25 protein-coding genes and 1 pseudogene are annotated in these 26,702 nt (G+C 74.8%); 9 read left to right on the top strand and 17 right to left on the bottom strand.

The genetic code is table 11. The features are described from left to right. Positions 1-13 precede the first annotated feature (13 nt). From C1708_RS01940 to C1708_RS01930, 3 genes are all read left to right on the top strand, one after another. Complete coding sequence (locus C1708_RS01940) at positions 14-1,177, top strand: AI-2E family transporter (protein ID WP_106410987.1); 1,164 nt, start codon at positions 14-16, stop codon at positions 1,175-1,177. Positions 1,178-1,205: 28 nt separating this feature from the next. Next, a complete protein-coding gene (locus C1708_RS01935) occupies positions 1,206-2,432 on the top strand; it encodes a cysteine desulfurase-like protein (protein ID WP_106410986.1) in 1,227 nt (408 codons plus the stop codon). A gap of 66 nt (positions 2,433-2,498) precedes the next feature. Continuing rightward, the gene (locus tag C1708_RS01930; RefSeq protein WP_106410985.1) at positions 2,499-3,071 is read left to right on the top strand and encodes a GNAT family N-acetyltransferase; all 573 of its coding nucleotides are present in this window, start codon (positions 2,499-2,501) and stop codon (positions 3,069-3,071) included. Between the two features lie 18 nt (positions 3,072-3,089). On the opposite strand, the gene C1708_RS01925 is transcribed toward C1708_RS01930, so the two are convergent. The 9 genes and pseudogenes from C1708_RS01925 to C1708_RS33620 form a co-directional block, all read right to left on the bottom strand. Next, positions 3,090-5,006, bottom strand: coding sequence for an AMP-dependent synthetase/ligase (locus tag C1708_RS01925; protein WP_106410984.1), 1,917 nt, complete (start codon positions 5,004-5,006; stop codon positions 3,090-3,092). Between the two features lie 410 nt (positions 5,007-5,416). Further along, complete coding sequence (locus C1708_RS01920) at positions 5,417-5,893, bottom strand: winged helix-turn-helix transcriptional regulator (RefSeq protein ID WP_106410983.1); 477 nt, start codon at positions 5,891-5,893, stop codon at positions 5,417-5,419. Between the two features lie 189 nt (positions 5,894-6,082). Further along, entirely contained in the window at positions 6,083-7,162 is a 1,080-nt protein-coding gene (locus C1708_RS01915; RefSeq protein ID WP_106410982.1) for a lytic polysaccharide monooxygenase, read from the bottom strand. Between the two features lie 317 nt (positions 7,163-7,479). After that, positions 7,480-8,613, bottom strand: a complete 1,134-nt coding sequence (locus C1708_RS01910; protein WP_106410981.1) for a glycoside hydrolase family 12 protein — start codon at positions 8,611-8,613, stop codon at positions 7,480-7,482. A gap of 265 nt (positions 8,614-8,878) precedes the next feature. Then, the gene (locus tag C1708_RS01905) at positions 8,879-9,901 is read right to left on the bottom strand and encodes a LacI family DNA-binding transcriptional regulator (protein ID WP_106416104.1); all 1,023 of its coding nucleotides are present in this window, start codon (positions 9,899-9,901) and stop codon (positions 8,879-8,881) included. Between the two features lie 280 nt (positions 9,902-10,181). Beyond that, positions 10,182-11,189, bottom strand: a complete 1,008-nt coding sequence (locus C1708_RS01900; protein ID WP_106410980.1) for a TIGR01777 family oxidoreductase — start codon at positions 11,187-11,189, stop codon at positions 10,182-10,184. Positions 11,190-11,293: 104 nt separating this feature from the next. Further along, positions 11,294-11,686 (bottom strand): VOC family protein, encoded by a 393-nt coding sequence (locus C1708_RS01895; protein ID WP_106410979.1) that lies wholly within the window; start codon positions 11,684-11,686, stop codon positions 11,294-11,296. After that, the gene (locus C1708_RS01890) at positions 11,683-11,985 is read right to left on the bottom strand and encodes an ArsR/SmtB family transcription factor (RefSeq protein WP_106416103.1); all 303 of its coding nucleotides are present in this window, start codon (positions 11,983-11,985) and stop codon (positions 11,683-11,685) included. The genes C1708_RS01895 and C1708_RS01890 overlap by 4 nt, the downstream gene beginning before the upstream one ends. A 111-nt stretch (positions 11,986-12,096) precedes the next feature. Next, a pseudogene (locus tag C1708_RS33620) lies at positions 12,097-12,546 on the bottom strand (DoxX family protein); the annotation flags it as partial. 170 nt (positions 12,547-12,716) lie between these two features. Between C1708_RS33620 and C1708_RS01885 the strand changes: the two are divergent. Then, entirely contained in the window at positions 12,717-13,163 is a 447-nt protein-coding gene (locus tag C1708_RS01885) for a ribosomal maturation YjgA family protein (RefSeq protein WP_241911134.1), read from the top strand. Between the two features lie 47 nt (positions 13,164-13,210). On the opposite strand, the gene abc-f is transcribed toward C1708_RS01885, so the two are convergent. From abc-f to C1708_RS33925, 6 genes are all read right to left on the bottom strand, one after another. Continuing rightward, positions 13,211-14,860, bottom strand: a complete 1,650-nt coding sequence (abc-f, locus tag C1708_RS01880) for a ribosomal protection-like ABC-F family protein (RefSeq protein WP_106410978.1) — start codon at positions 14,858-14,860, stop codon at positions 13,211-13,213. Between the two features lie 473 nt (positions 14,861-15,333). Then, on the bottom strand, positions 15,334-16,851 hold the full coding sequence (locus C1708_RS01875) for an FAD-dependent oxidoreductase (protein WP_106410977.1): 1,518 nt from the start codon (positions 16,849-16,851) through the stop codon (positions 15,334-15,336). Positions 16,852-16,896: 45 nt separating this feature from the next. Further along, entirely contained in the window at positions 16,897-17,811 is a 915-nt protein-coding gene (locus C1708_RS01870) for an AurF N-oxygenase family protein (RefSeq protein WP_106410976.1), read from the bottom strand. Positions 17,812-17,987: 176 nt separating this feature from the next. Then, on the bottom strand, positions 17,988-19,556 hold the full coding sequence (locus tag C1708_RS01865; RefSeq protein ID WP_106410975.1) for a mucoidy inhibitor MuiA family protein: 1,569 nt from the start codon (positions 19,554-19,556) through the stop codon (positions 17,988-17,990). A gap of 7 nt (positions 19,557-19,563) precedes the next feature. Beyond that, complete coding sequence (locus tag C1708_RS01860) at positions 19,564-21,663, bottom strand: DUF4139 domain-containing protein (RefSeq protein WP_198602378.1); 2,100 nt, start codon at positions 21,661-21,663, stop codon at positions 19,564-19,566. Between the two features lie 63 nt (positions 21,664-21,726). Then, positions 21,727-22,806 (bottom strand): hypothetical protein, encoded by a 1,080-nt coding sequence (locus C1708_RS33925; protein ID WP_157951223.1) that lies wholly within the window; start codon positions 22,804-22,806, stop codon positions 21,727-21,729. A 230-nt stretch (positions 22,807-23,036) separates the two neighbouring features. Between C1708_RS33925 and C1708_RS01845 the strand changes: the two genes are divergently transcribed. Together C1708_RS01845 and C1708_RS01840 are read left to right on the top strand one after the other, a co-directional pair. Then, positions 23,037-23,387: a DUF1330 domain-containing protein gene (locus C1708_RS01845; RefSeq protein WP_106416101.1), complete on the top strand. Its 351-nt coding sequence runs from the start codon at positions 23,037-23,039 to the stop codon at positions 23,385-23,387. A 137-nt stretch (positions 23,388-23,524) separates the two neighbouring features. Then, a complete protein-coding gene (locus C1708_RS01840; protein WP_198602377.1) occupies positions 23,525-23,743 on the top strand; it encodes an SRPBCC family protein in 219 nt (72 codons plus the stop codon). A gap of 32 nt (positions 23,744-23,775) precedes the next feature. Here C1708_RS01840 and C1708_RS33920 read toward each other — a convergent pair whose 3' ends face one another. Continuing rightward, on the bottom strand, positions 23,776-23,931 hold the full coding sequence (locus C1708_RS33920; protein WP_157951221.1) for a hypothetical protein: 156 nt from the start codon (positions 23,929-23,931) through the stop codon (positions 23,776-23,778). 194 nt (positions 23,932-24,125) lie between these two features. Between C1708_RS33920 and C1708_RS01835 the strand changes: the two genes are divergently transcribed. Then, positions 24,126-24,455: a transglycosylase family protein gene (locus tag C1708_RS01835; protein ID WP_391663710.1), complete on the top strand. Its 330-nt coding sequence runs from the start codon at positions 24,126-24,128 to the stop codon at positions 24,453-24,455. 73 nt (positions 24,456-24,528) lie between these two features. Here C1708_RS01835 and C1708_RS01830 read toward each other — a convergent pair whose 3' ends face one another. Then, positions 24,529-25,296, bottom strand: a complete 768-nt coding sequence (locus C1708_RS01830) for a DUF4328 domain-containing protein (protein WP_106410970.1) — start codon at positions 25,294-25,296, stop codon at positions 24,529-24,531. A 201-nt stretch (positions 25,297-25,497) separates the two neighbouring features. On the opposite strand from C1708_RS01830, the gene C1708_RS01825 reads away from it, so the two are divergent. After that, entirely contained in the window at positions 25,498-26,271 is a 774-nt protein-coding gene (locus C1708_RS01825; protein WP_106410969.1) for an SDR family oxidoreductase, read from the top strand. Between the two features lie 38 nt (positions 26,272-26,309). Then, complete coding sequence (locus tag C1708_RS01820) at positions 26,310-26,657, top strand: hypothetical protein (protein ID WP_106410968.1); 348 nt, start codon at positions 26,310-26,312, stop codon at positions 26,655-26,657. The last annotated feature ends 45 nt before the right edge of the window (positions 26,658-26,702 follow it).

Raw genomic sequence — 26,702 nt, 5'->3', positions numbered from 1 at the left:
ATAGGGTGCCACCATGTCTGCCACGTTGAACGCGGGGAAAACCCGCGCCGCGCTGAGAACCTCGGCGCGCATCTCGGGGGAACTGCTGCTGGTCCTGGTGGCGACCGGGGTGGCCCTCTGGCTGCTGGGCCGGATGTGGTCCGTGGTCTGGCCCCTGATAGTCGGCCTGCTGCTCACCACGCTCACCTGGCCCCCGGCCCACTGGCTGCGCCGGCGCGGTCTGCGCCCGGCGGTCGCCGCGTCCCTGGTGACCGTGCTGTTCCTGCTGGTCGCCACGGGCACCGTGGCGCTCATCGCGGTGCCCGTCGCGTCGGAGGCCGGTGAACTCGGCGACGGTGTCGTCCAGGGCGTGCAGAAGCTGCGCGAGTGGGCCGAGGGCCCGCCGCTGAACATCGACGACGCCCAGATCGCGGGCGCCTTCGACGCCGCGACCGCCCGTCTCCAGGACAGCGCCGGGTCCATCGCGACCACCGCCGTCACGGGGGTGAGCACCGTCTTCAGCGGCGTCGTCACCGCCGTCCTGGCGCTCTTCCTGATGTTCTTCTTCCTGAAGGACGGCCCGCGTTTCCTGCCGTGGCTGCGCCGCCAGCTCCCCGGCCGGCTCGCCACCGACGTGCCGGCCGTCGCCGCGCGCTGCTGGAACACCCTCGGCGCGTTCGTGCGGTCGCAGGCGCTCGTCGGTCTCATCGACGCCGTGCTGATCGGTCTCGGCCTGTGGATCCTCGACGTGCCGCTGGTCCTGCCGCTCTCGGTGCTCACCTTCGTGTCCGCGTTCGTGCCCATCGTCGGCGCCCTGTTCGCCGGCCTGGTCGCCGTGCTGATCGCGCTGGTGTCCAACGGGCTGATGGACGCGGTGCTCGTGCTGGTGGTCATCGTCGTCGTGCAGCAGCTCGAGGGCAACGTGTTCCAGCCGATGATCCAGAGCCGCGGTCTCGGCCTGCACGCGGCGGTCGTCCTGCTGGCGGTGACGCTGGGCGGCAGCCTGGCCGGCATCGTCGGCAGCCTGCTCGCCGTGCCGGTCGCCGCTCTCATCGCGGTCGTCTGGAACTACCTGCGCGAACAGCTCACAGAGCCGCCGGCACCACAGCCTCCGGCACCGCAGTCGCCGGCACCGGAGCCACCGGCGCCGCGGCCCGCGGCGCCGCAGTCCCCGGCGCCCGGCGCCCCCGCCGCCTGACCGCCCTCCCGACCTCCAGGAAGACCCCGTGACGTACGACCTGACCGCACTGCGCGCCGCGATCCCCGCGCTGGCCGCCGGCACCGCCCACTTCGACGGCCCCGGCGGCACCCAGACGCCGCGCCCCGTCATCGACGCGATCGCCGACGCCCTCGCGCGGCCGCTGTCCAACCGGGGCGGCCTGCTGCCCGGCGAGCGCAACGCCGACACCCTCGTCGTCGAGGCGCGCCGCGCCATGGCCGACCTGCTCGGCGCCGACCCGGCGGGCGTCGTCTTCGGCCGCAGCGCCACCCAGCTCTCCTACGACGTCGCCCGCACCCTCGCCGCCGGCTGGTCGGAGGGCGACGAGGTGGTCGTCACCCGGCTCGACCACGACGCCAACATCCGCCCCTGGACGCAGGCCGCCGAACGGGCCGGAGTCACCGTCCGCCGCGCCGACTTCGACCCGGCCACCGGAGAGCTCACCGCCGGCCACATCCGCGCCCAGCTCTCTCCCCGCACCCGCCTGGTCGCGGTCACCGCCGCCTCCAACCTCATCGGCACCATGCCCCCGGTCGCCGAGATCGCGGGGCTGGTCCACGAGGCGGGCGCCCTGCTGTACGTCGACGGCGTCCACTACACGGCGCACGCCCCGGTCGACGTCCGGGCGCTCGGCGCGGACTTCTTCGTCTGCTCGCCGTACAAGTTCCTCGGCCCGCACCACGGTGTGCTGGCCGCCGCTCCGGAGCTGCTGGAGACCCTGCGCCCGGACAAGCTGCTGCCCTCCTCCGACGCGGTGCCCGAGCGGTTCGAGCTGGGCACCCTGCCCTACGAGCTCCTCGCCGGCACCCGCGCGGCCGTCGACGTCCTCGCCGGGCTCGCCGGGCGGACCGACGGCGACCGCCGCGCCCGGCTCGGCGCGGCGTACGAGGCGATCGGGGAGCACGAGGCGCGGCTGCGGGCCCGGCTCGAGAAGGGACTGGCGGCCCTCGACGGGGTCACCGTCCACTCCCGGGCGGCCCGCCGCACCCCGACCCTGCTGGTCACCCTCGACGGCCGCCGCACCGAGGACGCCTACCGCTTCCTCGCCGGGCGGAACGTCCACGCGCCCTCCGGCCACTTCTACGCCCTGGAGGCCTCCCGCCACCTGGGCCTCGGCGACACCGGCGGCCTGCGCGTCGGCCTCGCCTGCTACACCTCCGACGAGGACGTCGACCGCCTGCTCGACGGCCTGGCGGACTTCCTGGAGGAGACCCCGCCCGCGCACGGCCGGTGACACGGCGGCCCGCCGGCCCACCGCGACGCGGCGGCGCCGGCGGGCCGGACGTGCCATCGTGGACGCATGACCGTCGAAGTCCGTCCGGCCTCGGAGTTCGAGGACGTCCGTGCCCTGCTGGGTCCCAAGTCACCGCAGGCGAACGTCTGCTGGTGCCTGAGCTACCGCATCCCGTCCGCGCTCAACCGTGAGCTGCGCGGCCCCGCCCGCGGGGAGCACGTCGCCGGGCTGCTGCGCTCCGGCACCCCCCTCGGCGTGCTCGCCCACGAGGACGGCGAGCCCGTCGGCTGGGCCGCCGTCGCACCCCGCGCGGACACCTCCTTCGCCCGCAACCGCAAGATCCCGCACATCGACGACCTCCCGGTCTGGTCGCTGTGGTGCATCCGGGTCCGCCCCGGCCACCGCGGCAGGGGCCTCTCGCACGCCCTGATCGCCGGCGCCGTCGAGTACGCCCGCGCGCAGGGCGCCCCCGCCGTCGAGGCGTACCCCCTCGACAACGGCGACGCCCGCGCCGACCTCACCATGGCCTACCCCGGGCTCCGCAAGAACTTCGAGCGGGCCGGCTTCACCCATGCCGCCGACACCACCTCGGTGCTGGCCGGCCATCCCCGCGTGCTGATGCGGCTCGACCTGCGCTGACGGCACGGGCGGCCCGGCTCAGGCGTACAGCGCGGCGATCTCCTTCGCGTACGCCTCCTGCGCCGCCTGCCGCTTGACCTTCAGCGACGGGGTGAGCAGGCCGTTCTCCTCGGTGAACTCGCCCTCGACGAGGGTGAACGCGCGGATGGACTCGGCGCGGGAGACGGCCTCGTTGGCGTAGTCCACCGCCTTCTGCACGTCGGCGCGCATGCGCGGGTCGCGGATCACCTCGGACATCGGGGTGTCGGCGGGCATCCCGCGCACCGACAGCCAGTGGGCGACCGTCTCCGGGTCCAGGGTGATCAGCGCGGCCACGAAGGGCCGGTTGTCGCCGACGACGAGGCACTGCCCGACCGGCGGGCGGCTGCGCAGCCGGTCCTCCAGGACGGCGGGGGAGACGTTCTTGCCGCCGGAGGTGACGATGATGTCCTTCTTGCGGCCGGTGATGGTCAGATAGCCGTCCTGGTCGAGGGAGCCGAGGTCCCCGGTGGCGAACCAGCCGTCGCGCAGCGCCTCTTCGGTGGCCTCCGGGTTGTTCCAGTACGACGTGAAGACGATGCCGCCCCTGACGAGCACCTCGCCGTCGTCGGCGACGCGCACCGCGGTGCCGGGGACCGGCCGGCCGACCGTGCCGGGGCGCGGGCCCAGCGGGGGGACGACGGTGGCGGCGGCGGTGGTCTCGGTCAGGCCGTAGCCCTCGTAGATCATCACGCCGGCCGCGTAGAAGAACAGGTTGAGGTCCTTCTCCAGCGGGGAGCCGCCGCTGATGGCGTAGCGCAGACGCCCGCCGAGCTCCTTGCGGACCCGGCGGTAGACCAGCAGGTCGTACAGGGCCCACGCGGCGTACAGGCGGAGGCCGGGGCCCTTGCCGTGGCCCAGGAAGCGGTCGAGGTGCGCCCGCCCGAAGCGGACGGCGACGCGGTGGGCGCGCTCGAAGGAGGCGCCGCGGCCGATCTTCTCGGCCGTGGCCCGTCCGGTGTCGTGGATCTTCTCGAAGAGGTAGGGCACGCCCACCACGAACGTGGGGCGGAACGCCTTGAGCGCGGGCCGCAGTTCGTCCGGCTTGATGCTCGGGCAGTGCCCCGTCTCGATGCGGGCCATCAGGCAGGAGATCTGCAGGGTGCGGCCCAGGATGTGAGCGAGCGGCAGGAACAGCAGCGTCGAGGCGACCTGGCCGGTGACCGCCTTGAAGACGGGGTGCAGCAGCTCGACCGTGTTCGCGGACTCGGCGTACAGGTTGCCGTGGGTGAGCACGCAGCCCTTGGGGCGTCCGGTGGTGCCGGAGGTGTAGCAGACGGTCGCCACCGTGTCGGCGGTGAGGGCGGTGCGCCGCTTGGTGACCTCCTCGTCCGGGACGTCCCGGCCGCGTGCGACGAGGTCGTCCACGGCGCCCGCGTCCAGCTCCCACACCTGCGGCGGCGAGGGGAGGGCGGCGGTGCCGGTGCGGACCGCGGCGGAGTTGCCCGGGGTCTCGGTGACGACGTGCCGGGCGCCGGAGTCCCGGACGATCCACTCCACCTGGTCCGCCGAGGAGGTGGGGTACACCGGCACGGTCTGCCCGCCGGCCGCCCAGATCGCGAAGTCCAGGAGCGTCCACTCGTAGCGGGTGCGGGACATCACGGCGACCCGGTCGCCCGGCTCCAGACCGGCGGCGATCAGGCCCTTGGCCACGGCGGTGACCTCCGCGGCGAAGGCCGCCGCCGTGACCGGCCGCCACACCCCCCGCTCCTCGCGGCGCAGCACGACCGCGTCGGGCGCCTCGTCCGCGTTGGTGAACGGGACGTCGGCGGGGGTGCCCGCGGCGGGAGGCGCGGCCAGGACCTCCGTGCGGACCTCGCGGACGGCCCCGCGCCGGTCCTTCACGGTCTCCACCCGGCTGCGGCCCGCCAGATCGGCCCGTCGTTTCGCCCGTTTCAGATCCCTGCGTACGCCCATGACGGCTCCCGGTCGCGGCTGACTGTCGTGCTGGCTCTCCGTACTTACTTACTCAGGAGTCAACTTACCCGTGCGTAAGGATGAGTCAACGGTCCGGGGGCGATCGGTCCGGCCGGTCCGCCCCGGGATCGCCTCGGCCGGCTCCCGCACGTCGGCGTCTTCGGTCCCGGCGGCCGACGCTCCGGCGCGCTCGGGCGGTTCCCCGGGGCCGGGCGCGCCGGGCAGCGCACCGCACCGGCGGCCGGGGGAGCGGAGCGCGGCGCGTCGGCGGGGCGGGCGGCGGTCGCGGTGACCGTCGGCCGGGGACGCGCCCGCCGCACCGGGTCGGCGAGCCCGTCGGTCTCCGGGCCGCCGGTCGCCTCGTACGGGGTCCGCCCGTGCGGGCCGCGCCGGTCGCACCGCCGCCCCGGTCACACCGCCCCGGCGTCCAGCGCCGTGTCGGGCCGGCGGTGCGCCGTGAGCTGCTCCGGCCGCACCCGCTCCCCGTCGTCGGTGACGAAGGCCAGCCGGGCCGTGGCGCCCGAGTCCGGCAGGGCGAACTCGGGCGACGTCCCCTCCGGGTGCGGGCGGTGGGTCCGCCCCCAGGTCGCCAGCGCCGCGATCACCGTGGTCAGGCCGTGCCCGGCCTCCGTCAGCACGTACTCCTCGCGGGCCCGCTCGCCGGGCTCCCGGTAACCGCGCCGCTCCATCAGCCCCTCGTCGACCAGGAACGCCAGGCGTTTGGTCAGGATGTTCGGCGCGATGCCCAGCGCCTCCCGGAACTCCTGGAAGCGCGTCGAGCCCGCCAGCATCGCCTCGCGCACGATCAGCAGCGTCCAGGAGTCCCCGAGCACCTGGAGACTCCGCGCGATGGAGCAGGTCGCGTCCTTGCCGAGCGTCTTGGCCATGCGGCCAGTGTACCGGTGAGTTGCAAACAGCTACTCAGGAAGTCCGCGTTTCCGTCGTGGGGGGACCCGGCGCCGGCGGAGTGGACCCGGGAACGACGATGCGCCGTGCTCCCCTCCGTGGGGAGGGGAGCACGGCGCATCGGACCGGGACCGGTCACCCGTTCCTCACCCGAGAGGAACGGGGGGGCGCTACGGATTGACGCAACCGATCGTGCCCACCGGGAAGTTGTTGCCGGTCGACGTGGCCGTGAAGCCGAACGTCACGCTCCCGTCGGGATTGATCACCCTGTTGTGGGCGGCGTTCCGCACCGTCACCGTGCCGTCGGACCCGGTGCTGAGGGTGCCGTTCCAGGCACTGCCGATCGTGGTGCCCTGCCCGGGCTTCCACCGCACGGCCCAGCCGTTGAGCGGGGACGTGCCGTGGTTCATCACCTCGACGGAGCCCTGGAAACCGCCGTTCCAGGAGTTCGTCACGCTGTAGACGGCCATGCACTCACCGGTGTGCGGCGGGTCGCTCGGGTCGGGGGTCGGGTCCGTGCCCGGGCCGCCGCCCGAGCCGCGGATGCCGGTCACCTCGCCGTTGCCGCCGTCGAAGACCACGTCGGAGCAGGAGAAGAAGTTCTCCTGGCTGTCCGACCGCACCCACTGCATGAAGATCAGCGCGTCACCGGAGCGGCCGGAGGGCAGCTTCAGGTTCCAGTGGTAGTGGCCCCCGTTGGTGCCCGGGGAACCCTGCTGGGGCGGGTCGGTGACGGTCTGGATCAGCTCCAGGTCGTTCCACTTCAGCTGAGAGGTGGGCGACCAGCCGGGCTTGGTGATGTACACCCGGAAGTCGCCCGGGTGCGCGGCCCAGTTGCTGTACTGCACCTTGATCGTCGCGCCGGACGTCAGGTGCGTGCGCGGCCAGTCGGCACGGGCCGCGTTGTAGGCGGAGAAGTCGTAGGGGGACCGGTCGCCCGCGCTGCACAGCGTGCCGTCCGGGACATAGCCCGGACCGCGCCCGCCGGCCTGGGAGTCGAGGACGGCGAACCAGTTGTAGAGGGCCGTGGCGCCGCTCTGGTTCAGCGCGGCCCTGCAGGCGGGGTTGGTCGGGTCGAGTGCGCCGGTGCCGGTGATGGCGTCCAGCTGGCACAGATAGGTGCGCGAGCCGGGCATCATCGCCACGCCGTGCGCCTGCGCGTCCTTCTGCCAGAGGAAACTGAGACCGAGCCCTCCGAGGAGGGTCGCCAGTACCGCTGCCAGAGAGACCAGTCTGCTTCTCAGAGCCATGGAGTCTCCTGTCCCGATGCTGAGTTGCTCATGGGCGGTGCGAGAGAGGGGGTGGAGCCCCCGCCCGGCCGGGGAGGGCGCCAGCCGGACGGGCGGGGGGATCAGGGGGCCGCCCCGCGACGGACGGGACCGGACGGCGGCGGATGCGTCGGCACCCGCCGCCGGTACGGCCGTCCGCGGCGCGGTCGGGCCGGGGCGGCGTGCGGCTCGCGGGCCGCCCTCGGGGGAAGGCCCGCGGGGCCCGCCCCGTCGGCGCAGGGAGGGAGGAGCGGGCCCCGGAGCGCGGGGTCACGGCGGGGTGCGGCCCGCCGCGGCCCTCACGCGGTGCGGCAGGCGGTGCCGTTCAGCCGGAAGGCGTCCGGCTGCGCGAAGCCGCCGCTGTAGGTGCCCTGGAAGCCGAAGCTCTGGCTGCCTCCGGCGGCGATCCGGGCCCTGTCGGCCGGTGCGGTGGCCGTGACCGCGCCCGAGGAGGGGGTGACGGACGCGTTCCAGGCGTGCACGACGCTCTGGCCGGAGGGCAGGGTGAAGGCGAGCCGCCAGCCGTCCACGGGGGCCGACCCGTTGTTGGTGACGGTGACGTTCGCGGTGAAGCCGCCCGGCCAGACGTTCGTCGCGTACGACACCGTGCAGGCGGCCGGGGCGCCCGGATCACCGGGATCGTTCCCGCCACCGCCCGTGTGGACGGACGACGAGAACGAGTTCACCGCGAGGCCCGCGCCGTTCTGCCACGGCTCGAAACCGGCCTGGACGCTCGTCAGGTACCAGTCGTCGCCCGCCATGCCGCGCGCGACGGTCTCCCGGACGAAGTCCATCACGTCGAAGCTCCAGCTGCTGATCGCCGACGGCGCGACGAACGACAGCACGTCGTTGGTGCCGTTGCCGCCGGACCACACCTCCCAGGTGCGCCCGGCCACGGTGGCCGTGCCGACCCGCGAGCCGATCGGCTGGATCGGACCCACCCGGTTGAACCAGATCATGATCTCGGTCCGGTTCACCCCGTCGGTCCGGGGCGTCGGGTCCAGCCAGATGTCGTACGAGGCGTTGTACACGGCGTTGTCGACATAGCTGTACGAGATGCTGCTGGGCGCGGAGGAGATCCCGCTGATGCGCGCGGGGAGAGCGGTGCCCGGCGAACAGTTCGTGTAGTGGCAGCCGTTGAAGAGCGACGGGTACGACTTCGGCGCGCCGTTGGTCGGCACCGAGCCGTCGGCCCGGCTGACCCGGAAGCCGGAGTCGGTGGCGGTGACGCACTGGGGGGCGGTGGTGCCCCAGCGGTTGTTCTGGACGACGTAGCGTCCCTGGACGACCGCCGTTCCGTACTGTTCGCAGATCTCGGTGTCGGCCTGGGCCGGCGCGGTCGCGGTCAGCAGCGCCGCCAGTGCGGCCAGGGCGGTGAGGAGCGCCGTCAGGGCGGCGCGCAGGGTGCGGGGGTGGTGCCGTAACCGTGGCATGTGGGGGACCTCTCGGGAGGAGGGCGCGGGATACCGGCGGGAGCGCTCCCGCCTCCCCATGGATGGGAGCGCTCCCAATGGTGTTCCGGAAAGGGACTGTAGAAGGCGTCCATGTCCCTGACAACCCTGTGCGCGGCAACCCGTCGAATGTCTTTCGAAGCCGCAGGTCAGAGGGATGATCCACGCGGACCTCGGGTGGCGGGAGCGCTCCCGAAACATTCGACGCACACGGGTCCGGACACGGCGGTCCGGGATTCCGGACCGGTCAGGCGGAGCCGCGCAGCACCAGTTCCGTGCGGTGGATGACGTGCCGCCAGGCCGCCGACGGCTCCTCCATCTCCTCCAGCAGCAGCCGCACCATCGTGTGCCCGATCTCCTCGAGCGGCTGACGGACCGTCGTCAGCCGCGGATCGGTGTGCTGGGCGAGCGGGAAGTCGTCGAACCCGATCACCGCCACGTCGTCCGGCACCCGCCGGCCCGCCGCGCGGAGCGCTCCCAGCGCGCCCGCCGCCATGGTGTCCGACGCGGCGAACACCCCGTCGATCTCCGGCGCCCGCTCGATCAGTTCGGCCATCGCGCGGTGCCCGCTGTCCGCGGAGAAGTCGCCCTCGACGATCCAGGACTCCCTGCCCTCGACGCCCGCCCGCTCCAGCGCCTCCCGGTAACCGCGCAGCCGGCACCGGGCCACGTACATGTCGGGCGGCCCGGTGATGGTCGCGATCGCGCGGCGCCCGGTGTCCAGCAGGTGCGACACGGCGGCGCGCGCCCCGCCGACGTTGTCCGCGTCGACGTAGGTCACGCTCTCGTCGCCGGAACGCCGTCCCAACAGCACGGTGGGCAGGCCCACGTGGGCCAGCATGTCGGGCAGCGGGTCCGCGGCGTGCACGGACATCAGCATCACGCCGTCCACCCGGCCGCCGCGCGCGTACTCCACGAGCCGCTGCCGCTCGGCGTCCGTGCGCACCAGGGTGAGCAGCAGCTGCACCTCGGTCTCGGTCAGGGCGTCCCCGACGGACCGCACGATCTCGGAGAAGAACGGCTCGCCGAACTGCCGCCAGTCCGGCTCCGTCATGACCAGCGCGACCGCGTCGGCACGCCGTCCCGCCAGCGTACGGGCCGCCAGATTGGGGACGTACCCCAGTTCCGCGATGGCGCGCTGCACGGCACGGCGGGTCGTGTCCTTCACGCCCGCCGCGTTGTTGACGACGCGGGAGACGGTGCCCCGCCCGACACCGGCGAGCGCGGCCACCTCCTCGAGCGTCGGTGTGCCCGGACGCCGCCTGAGCATGACCACCCCCACGAGATCACTCGATCCTACGGCCCCAGTCATGCCCGTATCGGCCGTTCTCGCAACACCGCCCGCCGTGTGGGGCGGTTCGCACCCCTGGCCGGCCGTGCACGGCGTGTCCGTGGGCCTCGCGCCGTCGTGCGGGCCGAACGGCGGGGGTCCGGTCCGACGGACGGCCGACCGGCGCGCCCCGGGGGGGCGCGGGGAACCGCGCGGCCAGCCCCCACCCGCACCCGGCGGCGAACCGGACTCGCCCCTCCGTCGCCCCTGTCGGCCTGGTTCAGGGCCGCCCCGGCCCCGCGCCGCCCCGCGCCCGCGCGGCCCGGGCACGCAGCCCGCCGCCCCCACGCGCGGCCCGCGCCCGCCGCACCAGGTCCGCCGCCGCCCCTTCCCACCCGGGCCGGGTGAACTCGAACCCGGCCTCCCGCAGCCGGCCCGGTACCACCCGCCGGCTCTTGAGCAGCAGCTCCGTGTCCGAGCGCAGCGCGAAGGCTCCCAGTTCGGCCATCCAGCGGGTGGCCGGCAGCCCCACCGGCAGCCCCCAGGCGGCCCGCAGCACCCGCATGAAGTCCCGCTGGGGGAGCGGGCCGGGCGCCGCGAGGTTCACCGGACCCTCCATGTCCTCCCGCGCGATCAGGAACTCCACCGCGCGCACGAAGTCCTCGTCGTGGATCCACGACACGTACTGCGCGCCGCCCGCGACCGGGCCGCCCAGCCCCAGCCGGGCAAGCCGCAGCAGCACGTCGAACACCCCGCCCCGGTCCGGGCTCATCACCATCGCCGCCCGCAGGGCCACCTTCCGGGTGCCCGGCGTCGGCGCTTCGGCCTGCGTCCGTTCCCAGTTCCTGGCGATCTCCACGCTGTACGCCCAGTAGTCCGGCACGCCGCTCTCCGTGCCGCCGATGACGCCCGTCGCCTCGTCGTTCGCCGCGTCGAAGCGGTGCGCGTAGACGGTCGCGGTGCTCATCTGGAGCCAGACCTTCGGTGGTCGGCGGGCCGCCGCGATCGCCTCGCCCACGACCCGCGTCGAGTCCACGCGGGAGTCCATCATGGCGCGCAGGTTCTCCGGGGTGTACCGGCAGGAGACGCTGCGGCCCGCGAGGTTGACCACGACGTCCGAGCCGTCGACCGCCCCGGCCCACGGGCCCAGGGTCGCTCCGTCCCACGCGACGTCCTGGGAGCGCCTCGGCTGCCTGGTCAGCACGACGACCTCGTGCCCGGCCGCGCTCAGCGCACGGTCCAGGACCGTGCCCACCTGTCCGGTCCCCCCGGGCAGAACGATCTTCATCGGACCCCTCCGGCCTCTTCGAGTGCCCTCACCCTAACCCGCCTTTTTGAACATGTTCAACAGTGGGTCGCGGTGAGGCGGGTGAGGGCCGAAGAGGGCCGGGGCTACGCCGCCCGGGTGGCGATCTGGATGAGGTTGCCGCAGGTGTCGTCGAAGACGGCGGTGGTGACGGGCCCCATCTCCAGGGGTTCTTGGGTGAAGCGGACGCCGTGCTCCCGCAGCCGCTCGTACTCCGCCCGCACGTCGTCCACGGCGAACTGGGTGAGGGGGATGCCGTCCGCCGCGAGGGCCTCCCGGTAGGCCTTGGCCGCGGGGTGGCCGGCCGGTTCCAGGAGCAGTTCGGTGCCGTCCGGGTCCTCGGGCGAGACGACGGTGAGCCACCGGTCCTTCTCGCCCACGGGCACGTCGTGCTTCTTCACGAAGCCGAGGACGTCGGTGTAGAAGCGCAGGGCCTGCGCCTGGTCGTCGACGAGGACGCTGGTCAGGTGGATCTTCATGAGGGGTCCTTCTCCGGTGCGGGGGTGCTGGGGTCGAGCCAGCGCTCGGTGATGTGCCGCAGTGGCGCGACGTTCAGCTCGTGGAACTTGTACCGGCCCTCCCGCCGGGTCTCGACGAGCCCTGCGGCCTCCAGGACGGCCAGATGCTGGGACACCGCCTGACGTGAGATGCCGAGCCCGTGCTTCATGCTCAGGCGCGCACAGATCTCGAACAGGGTCTGCCCGGACTTCTCCGTGAGCTCGTCGAGGATCGTGCGGCGGGTACCGTCCGCCAGGGCTTTGAAGAGGTCGTCGGCCACACCCCCACTATAGGCAAGTGTCCACTTGCCTATCAAGGTGGGAGACACTCCCGTCGACGCGTCGGCGGAGGCGGCTCCGGTGGCGGGGCGGCGGAGGCGGCTCCGGTGGCGGGGCGGCGGGGGCGGCGGCTCGTGGGGTCGTCCGCGGCCCCGGCCCCCGGACGAGGCGTCACGGCGGACGAGGCCCGGCAGGGACGGGGCCCCGGGTCCGAAGAGCACCAGCAGCAGGAAGCCCCAGCAGAACAGCGCAGGCGACAGGCCGCCGTTCTGCAGGGGGAACGGACCGTCCGGCTGGTGCTCGGTGAAGTAGGCGAAGGCCATGGCGCCCGAGCTGAGGAACGCGGCGGCCCGGGTGAGGACCCCGAGCAGGACGAGCGCGCCGCAGACCAGCTCGATCACCCCCGCGTGCCAGAACGGCCGGTCTCCCGCGGGGGCGGCCTCCCGGCCCAGGACGCCGAAGAGGGCGGCCGCGCCCTCGCTGGTGAACAGCAGCCCGATGACGATGCGGAACAGACCCAGGACCAGCGGCTGGTGACGGTCGAGCCGGTCGGTGGCGCCCATGGTGGAACTCCTCGCGATGTGGCCGGTGCGCAGGGCAGGGAAAGGAGCGGCACGGAGGCCGTCCACCCTCCACTGACGTGCGCGCCGGGCCCGCCGTTCAGCCGCTTCGGCCCCCGTGGGCCACAGGTCGGCGACGGTCCCCCGGGCGCGGGCTGGCAGACTCGTCCCTCATGAGCGACAGAGCTGTCCGGACGGCCCGCCCCGCAGGCGGGAGCGGACCGCCCGCACCGGACGGGACGGGACGGACGCGGCTCCTGGCGGCAGCGGCGGCACTGCTGACCGTCGGCGCGGGACTGGGTCTGCGGGCCGTGGCGACAGGCGACGTCGCCAAGTACGGCGGGGACGCGCTGTACACGCTGCTGGTCCTCACCCTCGTCGTCCTGCTCGCCCCGCGCTCGACCCCGGTACGGGCGGCGGGCGTCGCGCTCGCGGTGAGCTGGGCGGTGGAGCTGCTCCAGCTCACCGGACTGCCCGCCGCGCTGTCCGCCCGCAGCACCGCCGCCCGCCTGGTCCTCGGCTCCACCTTCAACGCACCGGACCTGTTCTGGTACGCCGTCGGCGCGTGCGCCGGCTGGCTCGTCCTCCGCGCGGTCGCCCGCCGCCGTCCGCCGGCGTGACCCCGTGCGGGGCGCCCAGGACGCACGGACGCCCCGCACGGGGACGGTCAGACCCGGCGGCCGTCGCGCAGCCGGAGCCGTTCCCCCGGGAAGCGCGCGCGGAAGCCGCGGTCGTGGGAGACGGCCACCACCGCGCCCGGATACGCGGCGAGCGCCGTCTCCAGGTCCTCGACGAGGTCGAGTGCCACGTGGTTGGTCGGCTCGTCGAGCACCAGCAGGTCCGCCGGCCGGGTCACCAGCCTCGCGATCTGCAACCGCCGTTGCTGCCCCGCCGACAGCGCCGCGACCGGCACCGCCAGGTCCTCCTCGTGGAACAGGCCCAGCGACAGCAGCGTGTCGCGGTGTTCCTCGAGCGGCCCCGGCCGCCGCGCGGCGAAGGCGGCGAGCAGGGGGAGCCGCCCCGTGCGGACGGGCAGCTCCTGCGGCAGGTGACCGACGGCGGCCGGGCGGCGCACCGATCCCGTGTCCGGTTCCAGGTCGCCCGCCAGGACCCGCAGCAGGGTCGACTTGCCGGCCCCGTTCTCGCCGGTGACCAGCAGCCGCTGCCCGGGCTCTATGGTCAACCGCCCGTCCAGCCGCAGCCGTTCACCGACGGTCACCTCCTCCAGCTCGGCGAGTGCGGGTGCGGCGGGAGGCCGATCGCCGCCGGCCGTCGCCGGAGCGGCGGTGAACCGCAGCGGCTCGGGCGGCGCGGGCACCGGCGCGCGGCGCAGCCGGGCGAGCCGTTCGCGCACGGCTCGCACCTGGCCGCCGAGTTTCGCCGCGTGCGAGCGGCGGTGCTTGCCGAAGCCCTGCCGCGGGTCGCCACCGGTGGTGGACAGCCGCCTGCCCGCCGCCTCCAGCAACTCCTCGGTGCGGGCGACCTCGTCGAGCCATTCCGTGTGGGCCTGCTCGGCGCGGCGCCGCGCGGCCGCCTTCGCCGCCCGGTATCCGTCCCAGCCGTCCCCGTACCGGTGGACCGAGCGGGTGTCCCGGTCGACCTCCAGGATCGTGGTGGCGATCCGTTCGATGAACGGGCGGTCGTGGGTGACGGCGACGACGGTGCCGCGGTGCGCGCGCAGCCGTTCCTCCAGCCAGTGCACCGCGGCCGCGTCGAGGTGGTTCGTCGGCTCGTCCAGCAGCAGCAGTTCGGGATCCGCGACCAGGACGCAGGCGAGCGCCAGCCGGGACTGCTCGCCGCCGGAGAGCGAGCCGAGCAGCCGGTCACGGGTGACGCCGGTCAGCCCCAGCCCGTGCATCGCCGCGTCCACCCGCGCGTCGGCCCGGTAGCCGTCGCGCTGCTCGTACGCGGTCAACAGGTCGCCGTAAGCGGCGAGTTCGGCCTCGGACGCCTCGCCGAGACGCTCCTCCGCCGCGCGCAGCCCGCGCTCGACGGCGCGCAGTGGTGCGAGCGCGTGGTCGACGGCGTCCTGCACGGTGCGGTCGGGTTCGAGCACCGGCGTCTGGGTGAGGTGCCCGGACCCGCCGGGGAAGACGACGGTGACCTCCCCGTCGTCCGGCGTCTCGGCCCCGGCGAGGAGCCGCAGCAGGGTGGACTTCCCGGCGCCGTTCTCCCCGATGACAGCCACCCGCTCGCCGGGGCGGACGGTGAAGGAGACCTGGTCGAGGAGGGTGCGGGGGCCGTAGGACTTGGTGACGTCCTTGACGGACAGCTGCGCCGCGAGGGCGGGCGCAAGCGTGTGGGCGCGTTCGCGCATGACTTTCCCTGAGGTGAGAGAGGTGACGGCGGGCGATGACGGCGGCGTCGGCCGCGCCCGGACTCAGAGAAAGTGGTAGTGGCGCATGACCCCACCTTAACAAGACGACCCGTCTCGTCTCAACCGCGGGTTCGGCCCCCGGCTGTCGCGGCCCCGCGTCGCCGGCGCGCCGCCGCCTCGGCGTTGCCGCCGTGCGCGGCGAGGACCACGGGCCTCCAGAACGCCGTCCACCCGTCGTGCGGCGCCCGTCCGCCGGCCCGACGGCCGTCACGGCGCCCGCCCGCCGGACGGTCCGCCGCAGCAGCGGGCACTCTCCCTTCTCCCTCGCCCCGTTCGGACGACGGATCCGGCTCCCGTGCCCCTCCCGGCGACGGCGACCTCGGTGACGCGCGCATCCCGCACGTCCACCGATCACCGGCACGGCGTCACACGCGTACCGCCCCGGAAACCCGGAGGCCGGGTCACCGCGCGCGTCAGCGCCCGCTGCGCCGTGCCAGCCGGCGGAACGCCCGTGCGCTGCCCGTCGGCCTGGGCAGCCTGCCCGCCACCGCGTCGGCGAGCAGGGAGCCCACCGTCTCGGCCGCGCAGACGCGGTTGGCGCCGATGCCGCCGGAGGCGCCTCGCTTGATCCAGCCGACGACGTAGGCGCCCGGTCGGCCGGTCACCCTGCCCCGGTCGTTCGGCACGGTGCCCGTGGACTCGTCGAACGGGAGGCCGGCGAGAGGCGCCCCGCGATGGCCGACCGCGCGGAGGGCCAGACCGGCCGGGATCTCCGTCTCACCCGTGGCGCCGGTGACCCGCACGGCGCGGACCGACTCCTCCCCGCGCACCTCGACGGGCGCGGACAGGAAGCGGAACACGATGCGCCGGGGGCCGTCCGCCGCCGGCGGCAGGGACCAGTCGACGGCCTCCCGCCGTACGTCCTTCAGCACCGCGGCCTTGTCGTGCGGCGCCGCCGCGTCGATCGCCGCACCCACGGCGGGGTCGTGGTCGTCGACGAGCAGCTCGACGCCGGCCAGGTGCTTGAGGGCGTTCGACTCGGTGCGCGTGTAGGCCGCGTGCTCGGGGCCGCGGCGGCCCAGCACCACCACCTCGCGCACCTCGCTGCGCCGCAGCTCCCTCAGTGCGTGCGGGGCGATCGCGGTCCCCTCGAGCGCCGCCGGGTCGGACACCAGCAGGCGTGCGGCGTCCAGCGCGACATTGCCGTTGCCCACCACGACGGCCCGTCCGGCCGACAGGCCGAAGGCGTCCGGGGCGACGTCGGGGTGCCCGTTGCACCAGGCGACGAACTCGGTGGCGGCGACACTGCCCGGCCGGTCCTCACCCGGGACGCCGAGCCGCCGGGACTCCGGCGCGCCGACGGCGTAGACCACCGCGTCGTGATGGGCGGCGAGTTCGTCCGCGGTGACACCGTCGCCCACCTCCAGGCCCAGGCACAGTCGCACCCGCGGGTGGGTGAGGAAGCGGGCGAAGCTCTCGCCGACCTTCTTGGTGGACGGGTGGTCGGGCGCGACCCCGTACCGCACCAGACCGCCGGCGACCGGCAGCCGGTCGATCAGCGTCACCTCGGCGGGGGTGTGCAGCAGCAGGTCCCGCGCCGCGTACATCCCGGCCGGACCGGTGCCCACGACCGCGACCCGCAGCGGCCCGAAGTCCGGCGGCAGCACCCGGTCGAACGACGGCGCGCCCCACGGGTGGAACACGGGCCCCCGGCCGGCCCGCTCCGGCCGGTGCTCCTCGGTCTCGAAGTAGGCCGCGTTGATGCGGGCGTACTCCCGCTGCGCCCCGGTCAGCCGGTCGACCGGGAAGACGGCGTCCACCGGGCAGGCGTCCGCGCAGGCGCCGCAGTCGATGCAGCTCTTCGGGTCGATGTGCAGCATCTCCGTGCTGCCGAAGGCGCGTTCCTCCGGCGTCGGGTGGATGCAGTTGACCGGGCAGACGGACACGCACGTGGCGTCGTTGCAGCAGGTCTGGGTGATCGCGAAGGCCATGGTCGTCCGCTCCGCTGAGGGCCCGGTGGGGCAGGCTGTACGTGGTCAGATGAGGTGGGCGCGCCGGTAGAAGAAGAGCGCGGGCCGGGTGAGCAGCCCGCACGAGGACAGGAACTCCATCAGGCCCGAACAGCTCGCCCTCACCATGGACTTGTGGTGCTCGTTGGCGCGGGCCTCGCGCAGCGCGCGCTTCCCGTCCAGGCCGGCGTTGGCGTACACCTTGGGGTTCACCATGCTGGTGACGATGACGTACGCGGCGATCGCGATCATCACCGCGTGGACGCGGCGGCGCACGCGCCCCGCACGGGCGAGGTGCTTGCGGGTCTCCTCGCGCGCGAACATCATGTGCCGCGACTCCTCGACGACATGGATGTTGTTGATGGTGCGGACGAACGGGACGACCCGCTCGTCGCGCATCCAGTCGCGCTGCATGACGTCGAGGACCTCCTCGGCGACCAGGATCGCCGCGTAGGCGGCCTCGCCGAAGGCGGTGGTCTTGAACAGCCGGCCCAGCTCGACCGCGACCCGCTGCGGGCGGTAGGCCGGAGCCCCGAGCTTCTTCGCGCCGCGGGCGAACATGATCGAGTGCCGGCACTCGTCGGCTATCTCGGTGAGCGCCCACTGGAACGTGTCGTCCGTGGGGTCCTTGGAGTAGATGTCCCGCAGGATCATCTGCTGGAGGATCATCTCGAACCATATGCCGGTGCAGGCGACGGACGCCGCCTCCTGCCGCGTCAGCTCCTTGCGCTGGGCGTCGCTCATCTCGTCCCAGTACGCCGTGCCGTAGAGCGTGCTCCACTCCGGGCTGGCGCCGTGGAAGTCCTTGTCCAGCGGGGTGTCCCAGTCGACCTCGGTGAGCGGGTCGTAGGAGAGCCGCGCGGACGAGTCGAGCAGCCGGCGGGCCACGTCGTCGTCCGAGGGCTGGTCCGGGTGCTGTGCCCGGGAGGTGGTCAGGGCCATGCCGGGGCCTCCTCGAGTCGGGTCCGTACGCCATTACCGCGGGTAACCCACCCGCTTGCTGACGAACTGTATAGCAAGAGCTCCCGTCTTCCCAGACCTGTACGTGTCAAGCTCATGTGAAGGCCCGCACGGCGTGTACGCCGTGCGGGCCGGGGTGAGACGGAGCGAGCGTCCGGTCAGAGACCGGTGACCTTGCTGCTCGCCGAGACCTCGTAGACGAGGGTGAGCGTGCGGTGCCCGCCCGGAGGGAGCCGCACGTCCCAGCGGACGATGCCGTCCGGGTCCACCGAGCCGGGAGCGGGCGAGCAGTCGTCCCGCCGGACACGCACCTCCACCGCCGAGACCTCGGAGACCGGGACGCGCTCCCGGACGACGACCACCCGGTCGTCCTGCTCGTCCGGCGCGGAGAACCGGGACAGACGCAGCCGCACGGTCCGGGTGAGCACGGTCCGCTGGGTGAGCCCCGTGGTGTCACGGGTCTCCTCCGTCTCCCGTACGACACGGTGGTCGTCCCGGCTGCCGAAGGCCAGCTCGACCGCGGCCCCCGGAGCGGTGAAGTCCAGCGTGCCGCGTCCGACGAACCCGCTGCCGCGGATCAGGTCCACCGGCCCGGCCAGCAGCGCGTGCCCGGACCGGTTGTCGCACCGCACCACCTGCGTGACCAGCGGGGAGAGCTCCGGGGCGCAGGCGTACTCGCTGCGCGCGGCCGTGGTGAAGGACGACACCGGCACCCGGTGGGCGCGCCCGTCGGCCGGCACGGAGACCGGGCCGGGGGCGTGCAGGACGCGCACCTCGCCGCCGTCGTCCACGCCCGGCAGCCCGAGCACGGGGGCGGGGCCGAGGTCCGCGACGTCCTCCTCCCGCAGGTCCACGCGGACGGTGCGGCGCTCCTCGGGGGAGCGGTCCTGCAGCGTCAGCCGGTCCTCACCCAGCACCGGCGGCTCCGTGGCCGCCGAGGAGCGCGCCGTGGACAGGGTCAGCCGTACGCCGGACCAGTCCTCGCCGGTGCGCTGCCAGACCATCGCCTCCGTCTCCAGGGTGAGCGTCTCCCCGTCCAGCGTGGCCCGGTAGGCAGGCCGCCACAGCGCGCACGGGGTGAGATGGCCCAGCCGCAGCTCCGCCGGTCCCGTGCCGGACGCCTCCACGGTCAGCTCGACGTGCCCGGCCAGTCCGGCGGGCTCCGTCTCGGCCTCGGCGAGAGCCTGTTCGGCCTCGCGCAGGTCGTCGGAGAGGGCCGACAGCCGCGCCTCCGCCGCGCGCAGCCGCTCGGCCTGCTGCTCGCGCTCCTCGTCCACCCGGTCCAGCTCGCGGGCCCAGCGGTCCCGTTCGGCCTCGCCGAACCCGGCGCCCTCGCCGATCTCCCGCAGCAGATCGGCGGCGAGCCGGCCGAGCGCGTCCCCGCGCGCCTTCAGCCGGTCCCGCCGCTGCTCCAGCACCAGCCGCTCCTCCTCCAGCGAGGCCACGCGGCGGCGCAGCGGCGAGTCGTCGTCGGCGGGCTCCGGCCCGCGCGGCGTCCACGCGCGCACGATCCGCACGTCCAGCACGGTCGCCGGGAAACCGGCGGTCAGCTCGGCGTGCAGGGTCCGGTCGACGGCCAGGGCGCTCACCGGTCCCAGCGTCAACCGCTGCGTGCCGGTACGCAGTTCGAGCGTCGCGGTGCGTTCGACGTGCGCGCGGTCCTCGGTGCAGGTGACGGCGGTGACGGGGAGGGGGGTCAGGACGATCGGCTCCGATGACGTGGTCATCTCTGTGTCAGCTCCTGCGGTTGCCGCCGGTCAGGGCCTTGCCGGCCGGGATCCTGATCTCGTAGCCGCCGTCGAGGGCGGTGGTGCCGCCGGCCGGCAGGTCGACCCGCCAGATCCGGGTGCCCGGGGCGTGCCGCTCCCGGTCCGCGGTGTCCTCGGGCGCGGTCCAGTCGGCCCGTTCCTCGATCCGCACGTCCGCCTCGGAGGTGACCGGCACGCGTTCGCGCACCTCCACGCGGACCGGCGCCGGGAGCCGGTTGGCCAGCTCCACGTGGACGCGGTGGTCGAGCACGGTGACGTTGTTGCGCAGGCCCGCGGTCGACTCGGTGAGGTGCGTCCGCCGGGTCACGCCGATGGCCTCCGCCGGACCCAGCCCCAGCCGGCGCGCACCGCCCGGAGCGAGGGTGGGCAGCGCGGCGGTCAGCTGGTACTCCCCGTCGACGCTCACCTCGACCGGGCCGGCCAGCAGCGCCTGGTCCGTGGCGTTGGACAGCACCAGCGTCGCGTACACGGTCTGCTCCACCGCCGGCACGCAGACGTACTCGGTGCGCAGGCCCACCGGGATCTCGCCGACGGTGACGGTGTGCCAGACGCCGTCCGAGGGGATGTCGGCGGGCGCCGCGGCGTCGTAACGGTGGTCGAAGGAGCCCGCCGACTCGCGGGGCCGCACGGCGTGCCCGGGCAGCGGCAGCGCGGCCGGCTTCTCGGCGCGCCGCCGGTACTCGGCGGTCACCAGGTCGGGGCCCGAGCCGGGGAAGAGCCGGCCCCGGCGGTCCCACGGCTCGTCCGGGCCGCTCAACACCAGTTCCGCGTAGTCGAGTTCGGCGTCGTCCGGCCGGGGCGGCCCCGGTACGGGCGCGGGCGCGAAGGAGGCCGCACCCGTGGCCTCCGGCGTGGCCGCACGGGCCTCTCCGCCCGCGCGGGGCGCGGCGGCCGCGCGGGCGCCGGAACCGGTACGCGCCCGGGGCCGCGGCCGGTCCGGGACGGGCGCGGAACCCGGCGCGGCCGGGCCGCCGAAGCCCTGGGGCGCCGCGCCGTACGCGGCGCCGGGGGCGGGCAGGGCGGCGGGCGCCGGCGGGGGAGGGGGCGGAGCACCGTAGGCGGCCCCGACGTAGATGTCCTCGACGGCACCGCCCGCGCCGATCCGGCCCGCCGTCGCCCCGCCGGACACATCCGGTTCCGGCCGGGGACCCGCCGCGTCGTACCCCGCGAACAGGTCGGTCAGCCCCGCCGGGGGCTCCCGCCACCCGGACGGAGCGGGCGCGGGCTGGCTGCGGCCGATGCGCACCGACCGCAGCCGCGGCAGACCGGTACGGCGGCGCAGGTCGGCGGTGGCGAAGGCGATCCGCACGCCCGTCCAGTCCTCGCCGGACCGCTGGGCGACCGAGGCACGCAGCACCAGCCGTCCGCCGTCCTCGCCCTGACGGTGGATCAGGCGGTACGTCGGCACCCATACGGCGCCGGGCACCCCGTACTCGATCTCGACCTCGGCCTGCGCCTCACCCGCGCCCCGCAGGGTCAGCACCGCCGTGTACGAAGTGGCCACCCCGGACGCCGGCGCGTCGGTGCTCGCGCGCTCGATCCGGTCGTGAGCGAGCTCCCACTCGTGCTCGACGCGGCGGAGTTCGTCCTCCAGCTCGCGGAGCCGGCCGTGCAGGACCGTCAGGCGCTCGTCGACGAAGTCGGCCAGCTCCAGCCAGGCGGCCACCGGGGTGCGGCGGTGCGGGTCGTCCCGCTTGCGGCCGGGCGGCACCGGACGCAGCCCGCCGACCTCCTCGATCCTCGTCAGCTGCCGGTCGCGCCGGGTCCGCGCGACGTCGTACGCCTCGCGCAGCCGGTCCACCTCACGCCGTGCCTCGTCCTCCGCGTCCGCGTCCACGGGCTCGGCGTCGATCTCCGCCCGCGCCTCGGTGACGCGCACACCCGGCGCACCGAGGACGCGGGCGCGCAGCGAGTGGGGGTCGAGCGAGCGCGGCAGTCCCGTCACCCGTACCTGTCCGCCCGCCGGGACCGTGCCCCGGGCGACGCGGCGGCACAGCGCGCCCTGCGCGTACACCGTCACCGCTTCGAGTGCCGACTCCCACCTCGGTGCCGTCCCAGCCGTCATGAGCTCCCCCGCGCAGCCGTGTTCGTACCGGGGGCAGCCTACGCGCTGACGGCCCGGTCCGTATCACCAGACGAGGCACCAGTACGTGCCGTGGCGACCGATCCCGATCCGGCTCTCGTGCGGCACCAGAGCGGGGTCGGGCCGGCCCACGGCCGCCATGGCGCAGGCGGGGTCCCCGACCGTGCCCGCGGCGGCCATGCGCCGGGCGGCGTCGGTCGCGGCGGGGGAGGTGTGCCAGGTGGTCGTCGCGGCGGCGGGGGAGGGCTTGCCGGTCGGCTTCGGGGCGGCCGAGGGGTCCCGCTCGGTGGCGGGGGCGGGCTTGCCGGTCGGCTTCGCGGTCGCCCCCGTCGACGTGGGGTCGGGTGCGGCCTTCCCGGTCGGCCGCTCCGGCGCGGGGGAGGCCGACGGGCGAGCCGTGCCGGAGGGCTGGGGGGCACGCGTCTCAGTCCCTGACGGCGCAGGAGGAACACGCGTCCCGGAACCCGGCGGCGGAGGGATGCGCGGTCCGGGGGGCGTCGTCGTGGTCCGGGGGGCGGCTCCCGGGGGTGTGGAGGGCGCGGCCGGTTCGGGAGCCGCCGACCGGCGCGGGGCCTCGGGTGCCGCGGACCGCGCCGGGGCCTGGGGCGCGTCCGGCGTGCCGGCGCCCGTCCCCGCCCCGCCCGTGGGGGCGGGCGGCGGAGGCACGAGCCCCGGCCCTCGGCTGGACGGCGCGGCCTCGGAGGTGTCCTGCCCCCGCGGAGGCTCCGGCCGGGTGCTCGCACCGCCGTCCGGCACGGCCGGTCCGGTCCCGGCCCCCTGGTCCGGCACACCCGGTGGCTGCGTCCGCCCCTGCCTCGGCGACGGCCGCGTCGCCGGTCCTCCGCTCGGCTCGGCCGCCCCGCCGGGACGGGACGCCGTCGGAACGGGCGCCCCCGTGCCCGTCGGAGTCGCCTCCGCCGTGGACGGCGGGGAGGTCTCGGAGGTCGGCGTCGGCAGCGGGCCCAGCGTCGGGAGGGCCAGATCGGTCGAGGCGGACGGCCGCGGGCTCGGGGTGCCGTCGTCCTGCGCCACCCACACCCACACGCCGACGCCGCCCAGGACCAGGGCGGCGGCGCCGCCGGCGATCCACGGGGCGCGCCGGGGCGGGCGACGGTGACGGTTCATGGTCCCCACTGTCCTATGCACCCCGACGCGCCGCCTGTCGCACGGCCCCGCTGCCGCCCCGCCCGTCCGCCCGGTGCGCTCGTACGGGTGACGGACACCGCCGACCGGCCGTCCCCGCACGGCCGGCACGCGTACCCCGCTCCCTTACCTCCGAGGTCATCGACCCCGCCCCCGGTCCGGTGCCACGATCACCGCGTACCACGACCGACCGACGCACCGTGGAGGACACCATGACCGCCTACGCCATCGCCCACCTGCGGCCGGCCGCACCGCACCCCGACATCGCGGAGTACATGGAGCGCATGCCCGCCACGCTGGAGCCGTACGGCGGCCGCTTCCTGGTGCACGCCACCGGGCACGAGGTGAAGGAGGGCGCCTGGCCCGGACACGTGGTGATGATCGCCTTCCCCGGGCTCACCGAGGCGCGGGACTGGTGGGACTCGCCCGCCTACCGGGAGATCGCACCGCTGCGCTCCCGGCACATCGAGGGCGACATCATCCTGATCGACGGCGTCCCGGACGGTTACGACCCCGCGTCCACGGCGGCGGCCATACGGAAGGAACACGCCGCCACCGACTGACCCCGGCGCACCTGCGCATCCACGACGACGACCGCGCGCCTGCCGAACCCGGGCACGGTGTTCCACAGCACGGTGAAGGACGCCGGGACGCGCTCCCGGCACGACTTCCGGATCAGTGAGCCGGCCGCACCACGCGCGTGCGCCGGCACGAGGTGTCGCACCACTCCGTCACCGCGCAGGAAGGCGGGTACGGCCTCGGACCCACGTCGGAGAGCGGCACCAGGGTGCGCCTGTCCGACGTGCTCGAAGGGCACGGCGTCGGCAGGACGCTGCTCCCGCCGGCGGCGGGAGCAGCGCGCCGGGGCGTCCCCGCGTTCGGCCGCCGTATCGAGGAAGCCGCCGAGGCCTCGGCCTGACCGGGCAGCCGGACCGCCACATCCTGCCGGGGTCAGGGGACCAGCACCCGGACCGCCGTCATCAGCAGGAGGACGCCCAGGGCCGGCACCGGAAGGCCCAGGATCGCCGTCACCACGCCCCAGCGCGTCCGTCCGCGCGGCGCCTGTGCGCCGCCGGCCCCTGTCATGCCGTCTTGTGCCGCGTCCACGAGCTCACCTTCCGGTCAAGGCAATGACAGGCAGGCTGGTCCCTTCCGCGCTCACCCGGGCGCGGCCACCGCGTCCCCCGGCCGGCGTAGCGAGCCGGCGGCCGGCATGCCGTCACGGCCCCGGGTGACATAACAGTGGGCCCATGACATCGAGACGAACCGCCCCTCAGGCCACCGAGCGCCGTGCGTCCGGGATGCGTGTCCGGGCCGCTCTGATGGTCCTGGCCGCCGCGACCGCCCTCGGCACGACCACGGCCGAGGCGGCAGCCTCCCCCTCCGCCCGCCCCGGAACCGACTGGGACGCCATCGCCCGGTGCGAGTCGGGCGGCGACTGGAAGGCCAACACGGGCAACGGCCACTACGGCGGACTGCAGTTCTCGCAGTCGAGCTGGGTCGCGGCCGGCGGCCTCACGTACGCCCCGCGCGCCGACCTCGCCACGCGCAAGGAGCAGATCGCGGTGGCCGAACGCCTCGCGCGGATCCAGGGCATGTCCGCGTGGGCGTGCGCACACGCGGGGCGTTAGACGCGCGCCGCGCGTCGGACACCCGCGCCGCGCGTCGGACGTACGCGCCGCGCCATGAGCCCGACGCCGGCCCTCACGCGCCCGGGACCGGGCCCCCGGCGGCGGGGACCGGGCCCCCGGCGGCCGGGTGCTGCGGCGCGGGCGGGAACGCGGACCCCGCCATCGCCTTGGCGTTCTGAGCGGCCGTCAGCCTGCGGACGAACAGCAGGGCCAGCACCGCGGAGACGAGGTCGAGGACCGACCCGGCCATCAGCCACCCCGCGGCGTCGTGGACCGCCTGCGGGTCCTCGGCCGCGTCGTACTTCTCCGAGGCGAGCCGGTCGAAGAGGTTCGACGCGATCCACATGCCCCACCAGGCGTTGAGCAGGCGGTGGTGCCGCAGCTCGGACGCGTAGGGGTCGGGCTGGCTGGCCCGCAGGACGTCCCGGGCGATGCCGCGCGGGATCCACAGGTTGGCCAACGGGATGAACCAGCCGCCGATCGCCCAGCCCGGCGTGCGGCGCTGCGTGTCCGGCGCGAACACCTCCGCGTTGTGACGCACCCGGTGGAACCAGATGATGAACAGCGTCGCCGTCCCGACCACGCCGATCAGGTACAGCAGGCTGGACGAGGCGACCGCCGTGTCCGCCCGGTCGACCGCGCCCATGTCGACGTCGCCCGCGCCGCCGGAGGTCACCTCACCCATCACCGACCGCATGTACGCCGCCGCCCCGAAGTGCATCACGTCGGCGACGATCACGACGGCCAGCAGCGCGGTCACGGCGTGCGCGAGACCCAGCGGTGAGCGCAGCACCGGTCCGGGCCCGGACATCGGTTTCACGGGCACGGGTGAAAAAGCCATGAAGGCCCCCCTGGGAAGTGCGGTGGAGTTGCGGCGCGCCCTCCCCGGGAACGCCGCGAGATGATCACAAACGAGTGATCGGCTTCCGGACCCTATCCCATCGCCGGTGCGGCGTGTCCATGACTATTGCGCGCGACGGCACGAGGCCGCCGTCGAAGCGCGCTTGAGTCTCCCCCCGGGGGAGGCCCCACGCTGGCGGACATGAACGACACCGAACTCGAAGGACGCGTCGCCGTGGTCGCCGGCGGCAGCAAGGGCGCCGGACTGGCGACGGCACAGCGGCTCCGGCAGGCGGGAGCCCAGGTCGTCACCATCGCCCGTACGAAGCCGGAGGCGGGCGACGCCCTCTTCGTCCAGGGCGACCTGGGCACCGCCGAGGGTGTGGCCGCGTCCGCCGCGGCCGTCGCCGGACATGTCGGCGTCCCCGACGTCCTCGTGCACATCGTGGGCGGCTCCGACTCCCCGGCCGGGGGCTTCGCGGCTCTCGACGACACGCTGTGGGAGCGCGAACTGGAACTCAACCTCCTGTCCGCCGTCCGCCTCGACCGGGCCCTGCTCCCCGGCATGGTGGCCCGCGGCTCGGGCGCCGTCGTCCACGTCACCTCCATCCAGCGCCGGATGCCGCTGCACGACTCGACCCTGGCCTACGCCGCCGCCAAGGGCGCCCTGACCACCTACAGCAAGGGGCTCGCCAACGAGGTGGCCCCGGCGGGCGTACGGGTCAACTCTGTCGCACCCGGCTTCATCCGCACCGACGGCGCCGAGCAGCTGCTCGCCCGCCGGATGAGGGAGGGCGGCATCACCCGCGAGGCCGCCCTCGACGACCTGATGAGCGTTCTCGGCGGCATCCCCCTCGGCCGGCCCGCCGAGCCGGAGGAGGTCGCCGAGGTGATCGCCTTCCTCGCCTCACCCCGCGCCGCCGCGGTCGCCGGTGCCGAGTACACCGTCGACGGCGGCACCGTCCGCACCGTATGAGCCGGACGCGAACGGCCGCCGGCACGGAGGAGGGAACCATGCGCAGCACCCCGCGGACCGGGACCACCGGCGAGGCCCGGTCCTTCGTCGAGGAGTACGTCGCCGCGGCCGCGGCCGCCGGCCACGCGCGGTACCTCGCGCTCTTCGACGACAATGCCGTCGTACGCGACGAAGACCGCACCCACCGGGGACTCACGGAGGTGCGCCGCTGGCGGGACCAGGTCCCGCCCGTGGAGTACGACGTACGGGAGGTCACCGGCACGGCGGCCGCCTGCCGCGCTGTCGCCGAGGTGTCGGGAGACTTCCCCGGCAGCCCGGTGACGCTCCGCTTCGCGTTCGAACGTGACGCGCGGGGAAGGATCACCCGGCTGGAGATCACCCCCTGACCACGCACCGCCACCCCGGGACCGGACCCGTACCGGCCGGTCCCG

The sequence above is a fragment of the Streptomyces sp. DH-12 genome (assembly GCF_002899455.1).
Taxonomy (GTDB): domain Bacteria; phylum Actinomycetota; class Actinomycetes; order Streptomycetales; family Streptomycetaceae; genus Streptomyces.
The sequence above is the reverse complement of the archived record's forward strand: the minus strand, read 5'-3'. Positions and strand labels throughout refer to the sequence as shown.

Coding starts and splice junctions, on each gene's coding strand:
- C1708_RS01940 (WP_106410987.1), top strand. CDS start 14: ATGTCTGCCACGTTGAACGCGGGGAAAACCCGCGCCGCGCTGAGAACC.
- C1708_RS01930 (WP_106410985.1), top strand. CDS start 2,499: ATGACCGTCGAAGTCCGTCCGGCCTCGGAGTTCGAGGACGTCCGTGCC.
- C1708_RS01925 (WP_106410984.1), bottom strand. CDS start 5,006: ATGGGCGTACGCAGGGATCTGAAACGGGCGAAACGACGGGCCGATCTG.
- C1708_RS01920 (WP_106410983.1), bottom strand. CDS start 5,893: ATGGCCAAGACGCTCGGCAAGGACGCGACCTGCTCCATCGCGCGGAGT.
- C1708_RS01915 (WP_106410982.1), bottom strand. CDS start 7,162: ATGGCTCTGAGAAGCAGACTGGTCTCTCTGGCAGCGGTACTGGCGACC.
- C1708_RS01910 (WP_106410981.1), bottom strand. CDS start 8,613: ATGCCACGGTTACGGCACCACCCCCGCACCCTGCGCGCCGCCCTGACG.
- C1708_RS01905 (WP_106416104.1), bottom strand. CDS start 9,901: ATGCTCAGGCGGCGTCCGGGCACACCGACGCTCGAGGAGGTGGCCGCG.
- C1708_RS01900 (WP_106410980.1), bottom strand. CDS start 11,189: ATGAAGATCGTTCTGCCCGGGGGGACCGGACAGGTGGGCACGGTCCTG.
- C1708_RS01895 (WP_106410979.1), bottom strand. CDS start 11,686: ATGAAGATCCACCTGACCAGCGTCCTCGTCGACGACCAGGCGCAGGCC.
- C1708_RS01885 (WP_241911134.1), top strand. CDS start 12,717: ATGAGCGACAGAGCTGTCCGGACGGCCCGCCCCGCAGGCGGGAGCGGA.
- abc-f (WP_106410978.1), bottom strand. CDS start 14,860: ATGCGCGAACGCGCCCACACGCTTGCGCCCGCCCTCGCGGCGCAGCTG.
- C1708_RS01875 (WP_106410977.1), bottom strand. CDS start 16,851: ATGGCCTTCGCGATCACCCAGACCTGCTGCAACGACGCCACGTGCGTG.
- C1708_RS01870 (WP_106410976.1), bottom strand. CDS start 17,811: ATGGCCCTGACCACCTCCCGGGCACAGCACCCGGACCAGCCCTCGGAC.
- C1708_RS01865 (WP_106410975.1), bottom strand. CDS start 19,556: ATGACCACGTCATCGGAGCCGATCGTCCTGACCCCCCTCCCCGTCACC.
- C1708_RS01860 (WP_198602378.1), bottom strand. CDS start 21,663: ATGACGGCTGGGACGGCACCGAGGTGGGAGTCGGCACTCGAAGCGGTG.
- C1708_RS33925 (WP_157951223.1), bottom strand. CDS start 22,806: ATGAACCGTCACCGTCGCCCGCCCCGGCGCGCCCCGTGGATCGCCGGC.
- C1708_RS01845 (WP_106416101.1), top strand. CDS start 23,037: ATGACCGCCTACGCCATCGCCCACCTGCGGCCGGCCGCACCGCACCCC.
- C1708_RS01835 (WP_391663710.1), top strand. CDS start 24,126: ATGCGTGTCCGGGCCGCTCTGATGGTCCTGGCCGCCGCGACCGCCCTC.
- C1708_RS01830 (WP_106410970.1), bottom strand. CDS start 25,296: ATGGCTTTTTCACCCGTGCCCGTGAAACCGATGTCCGGGCCCGGACCG.
- C1708_RS01825 (WP_106410969.1), top strand. CDS start 25,498: ATGAACGACACCGAACTCGAAGGACGCGTCGCCGTGGTCGCCGGCGGC.
- C1708_RS01820 (WP_106410968.1), top strand. CDS start 26,310: ATGCGCAGCACCCCGCGGACCGGGACCACCGGCGAGGCCCGGTCCTTC.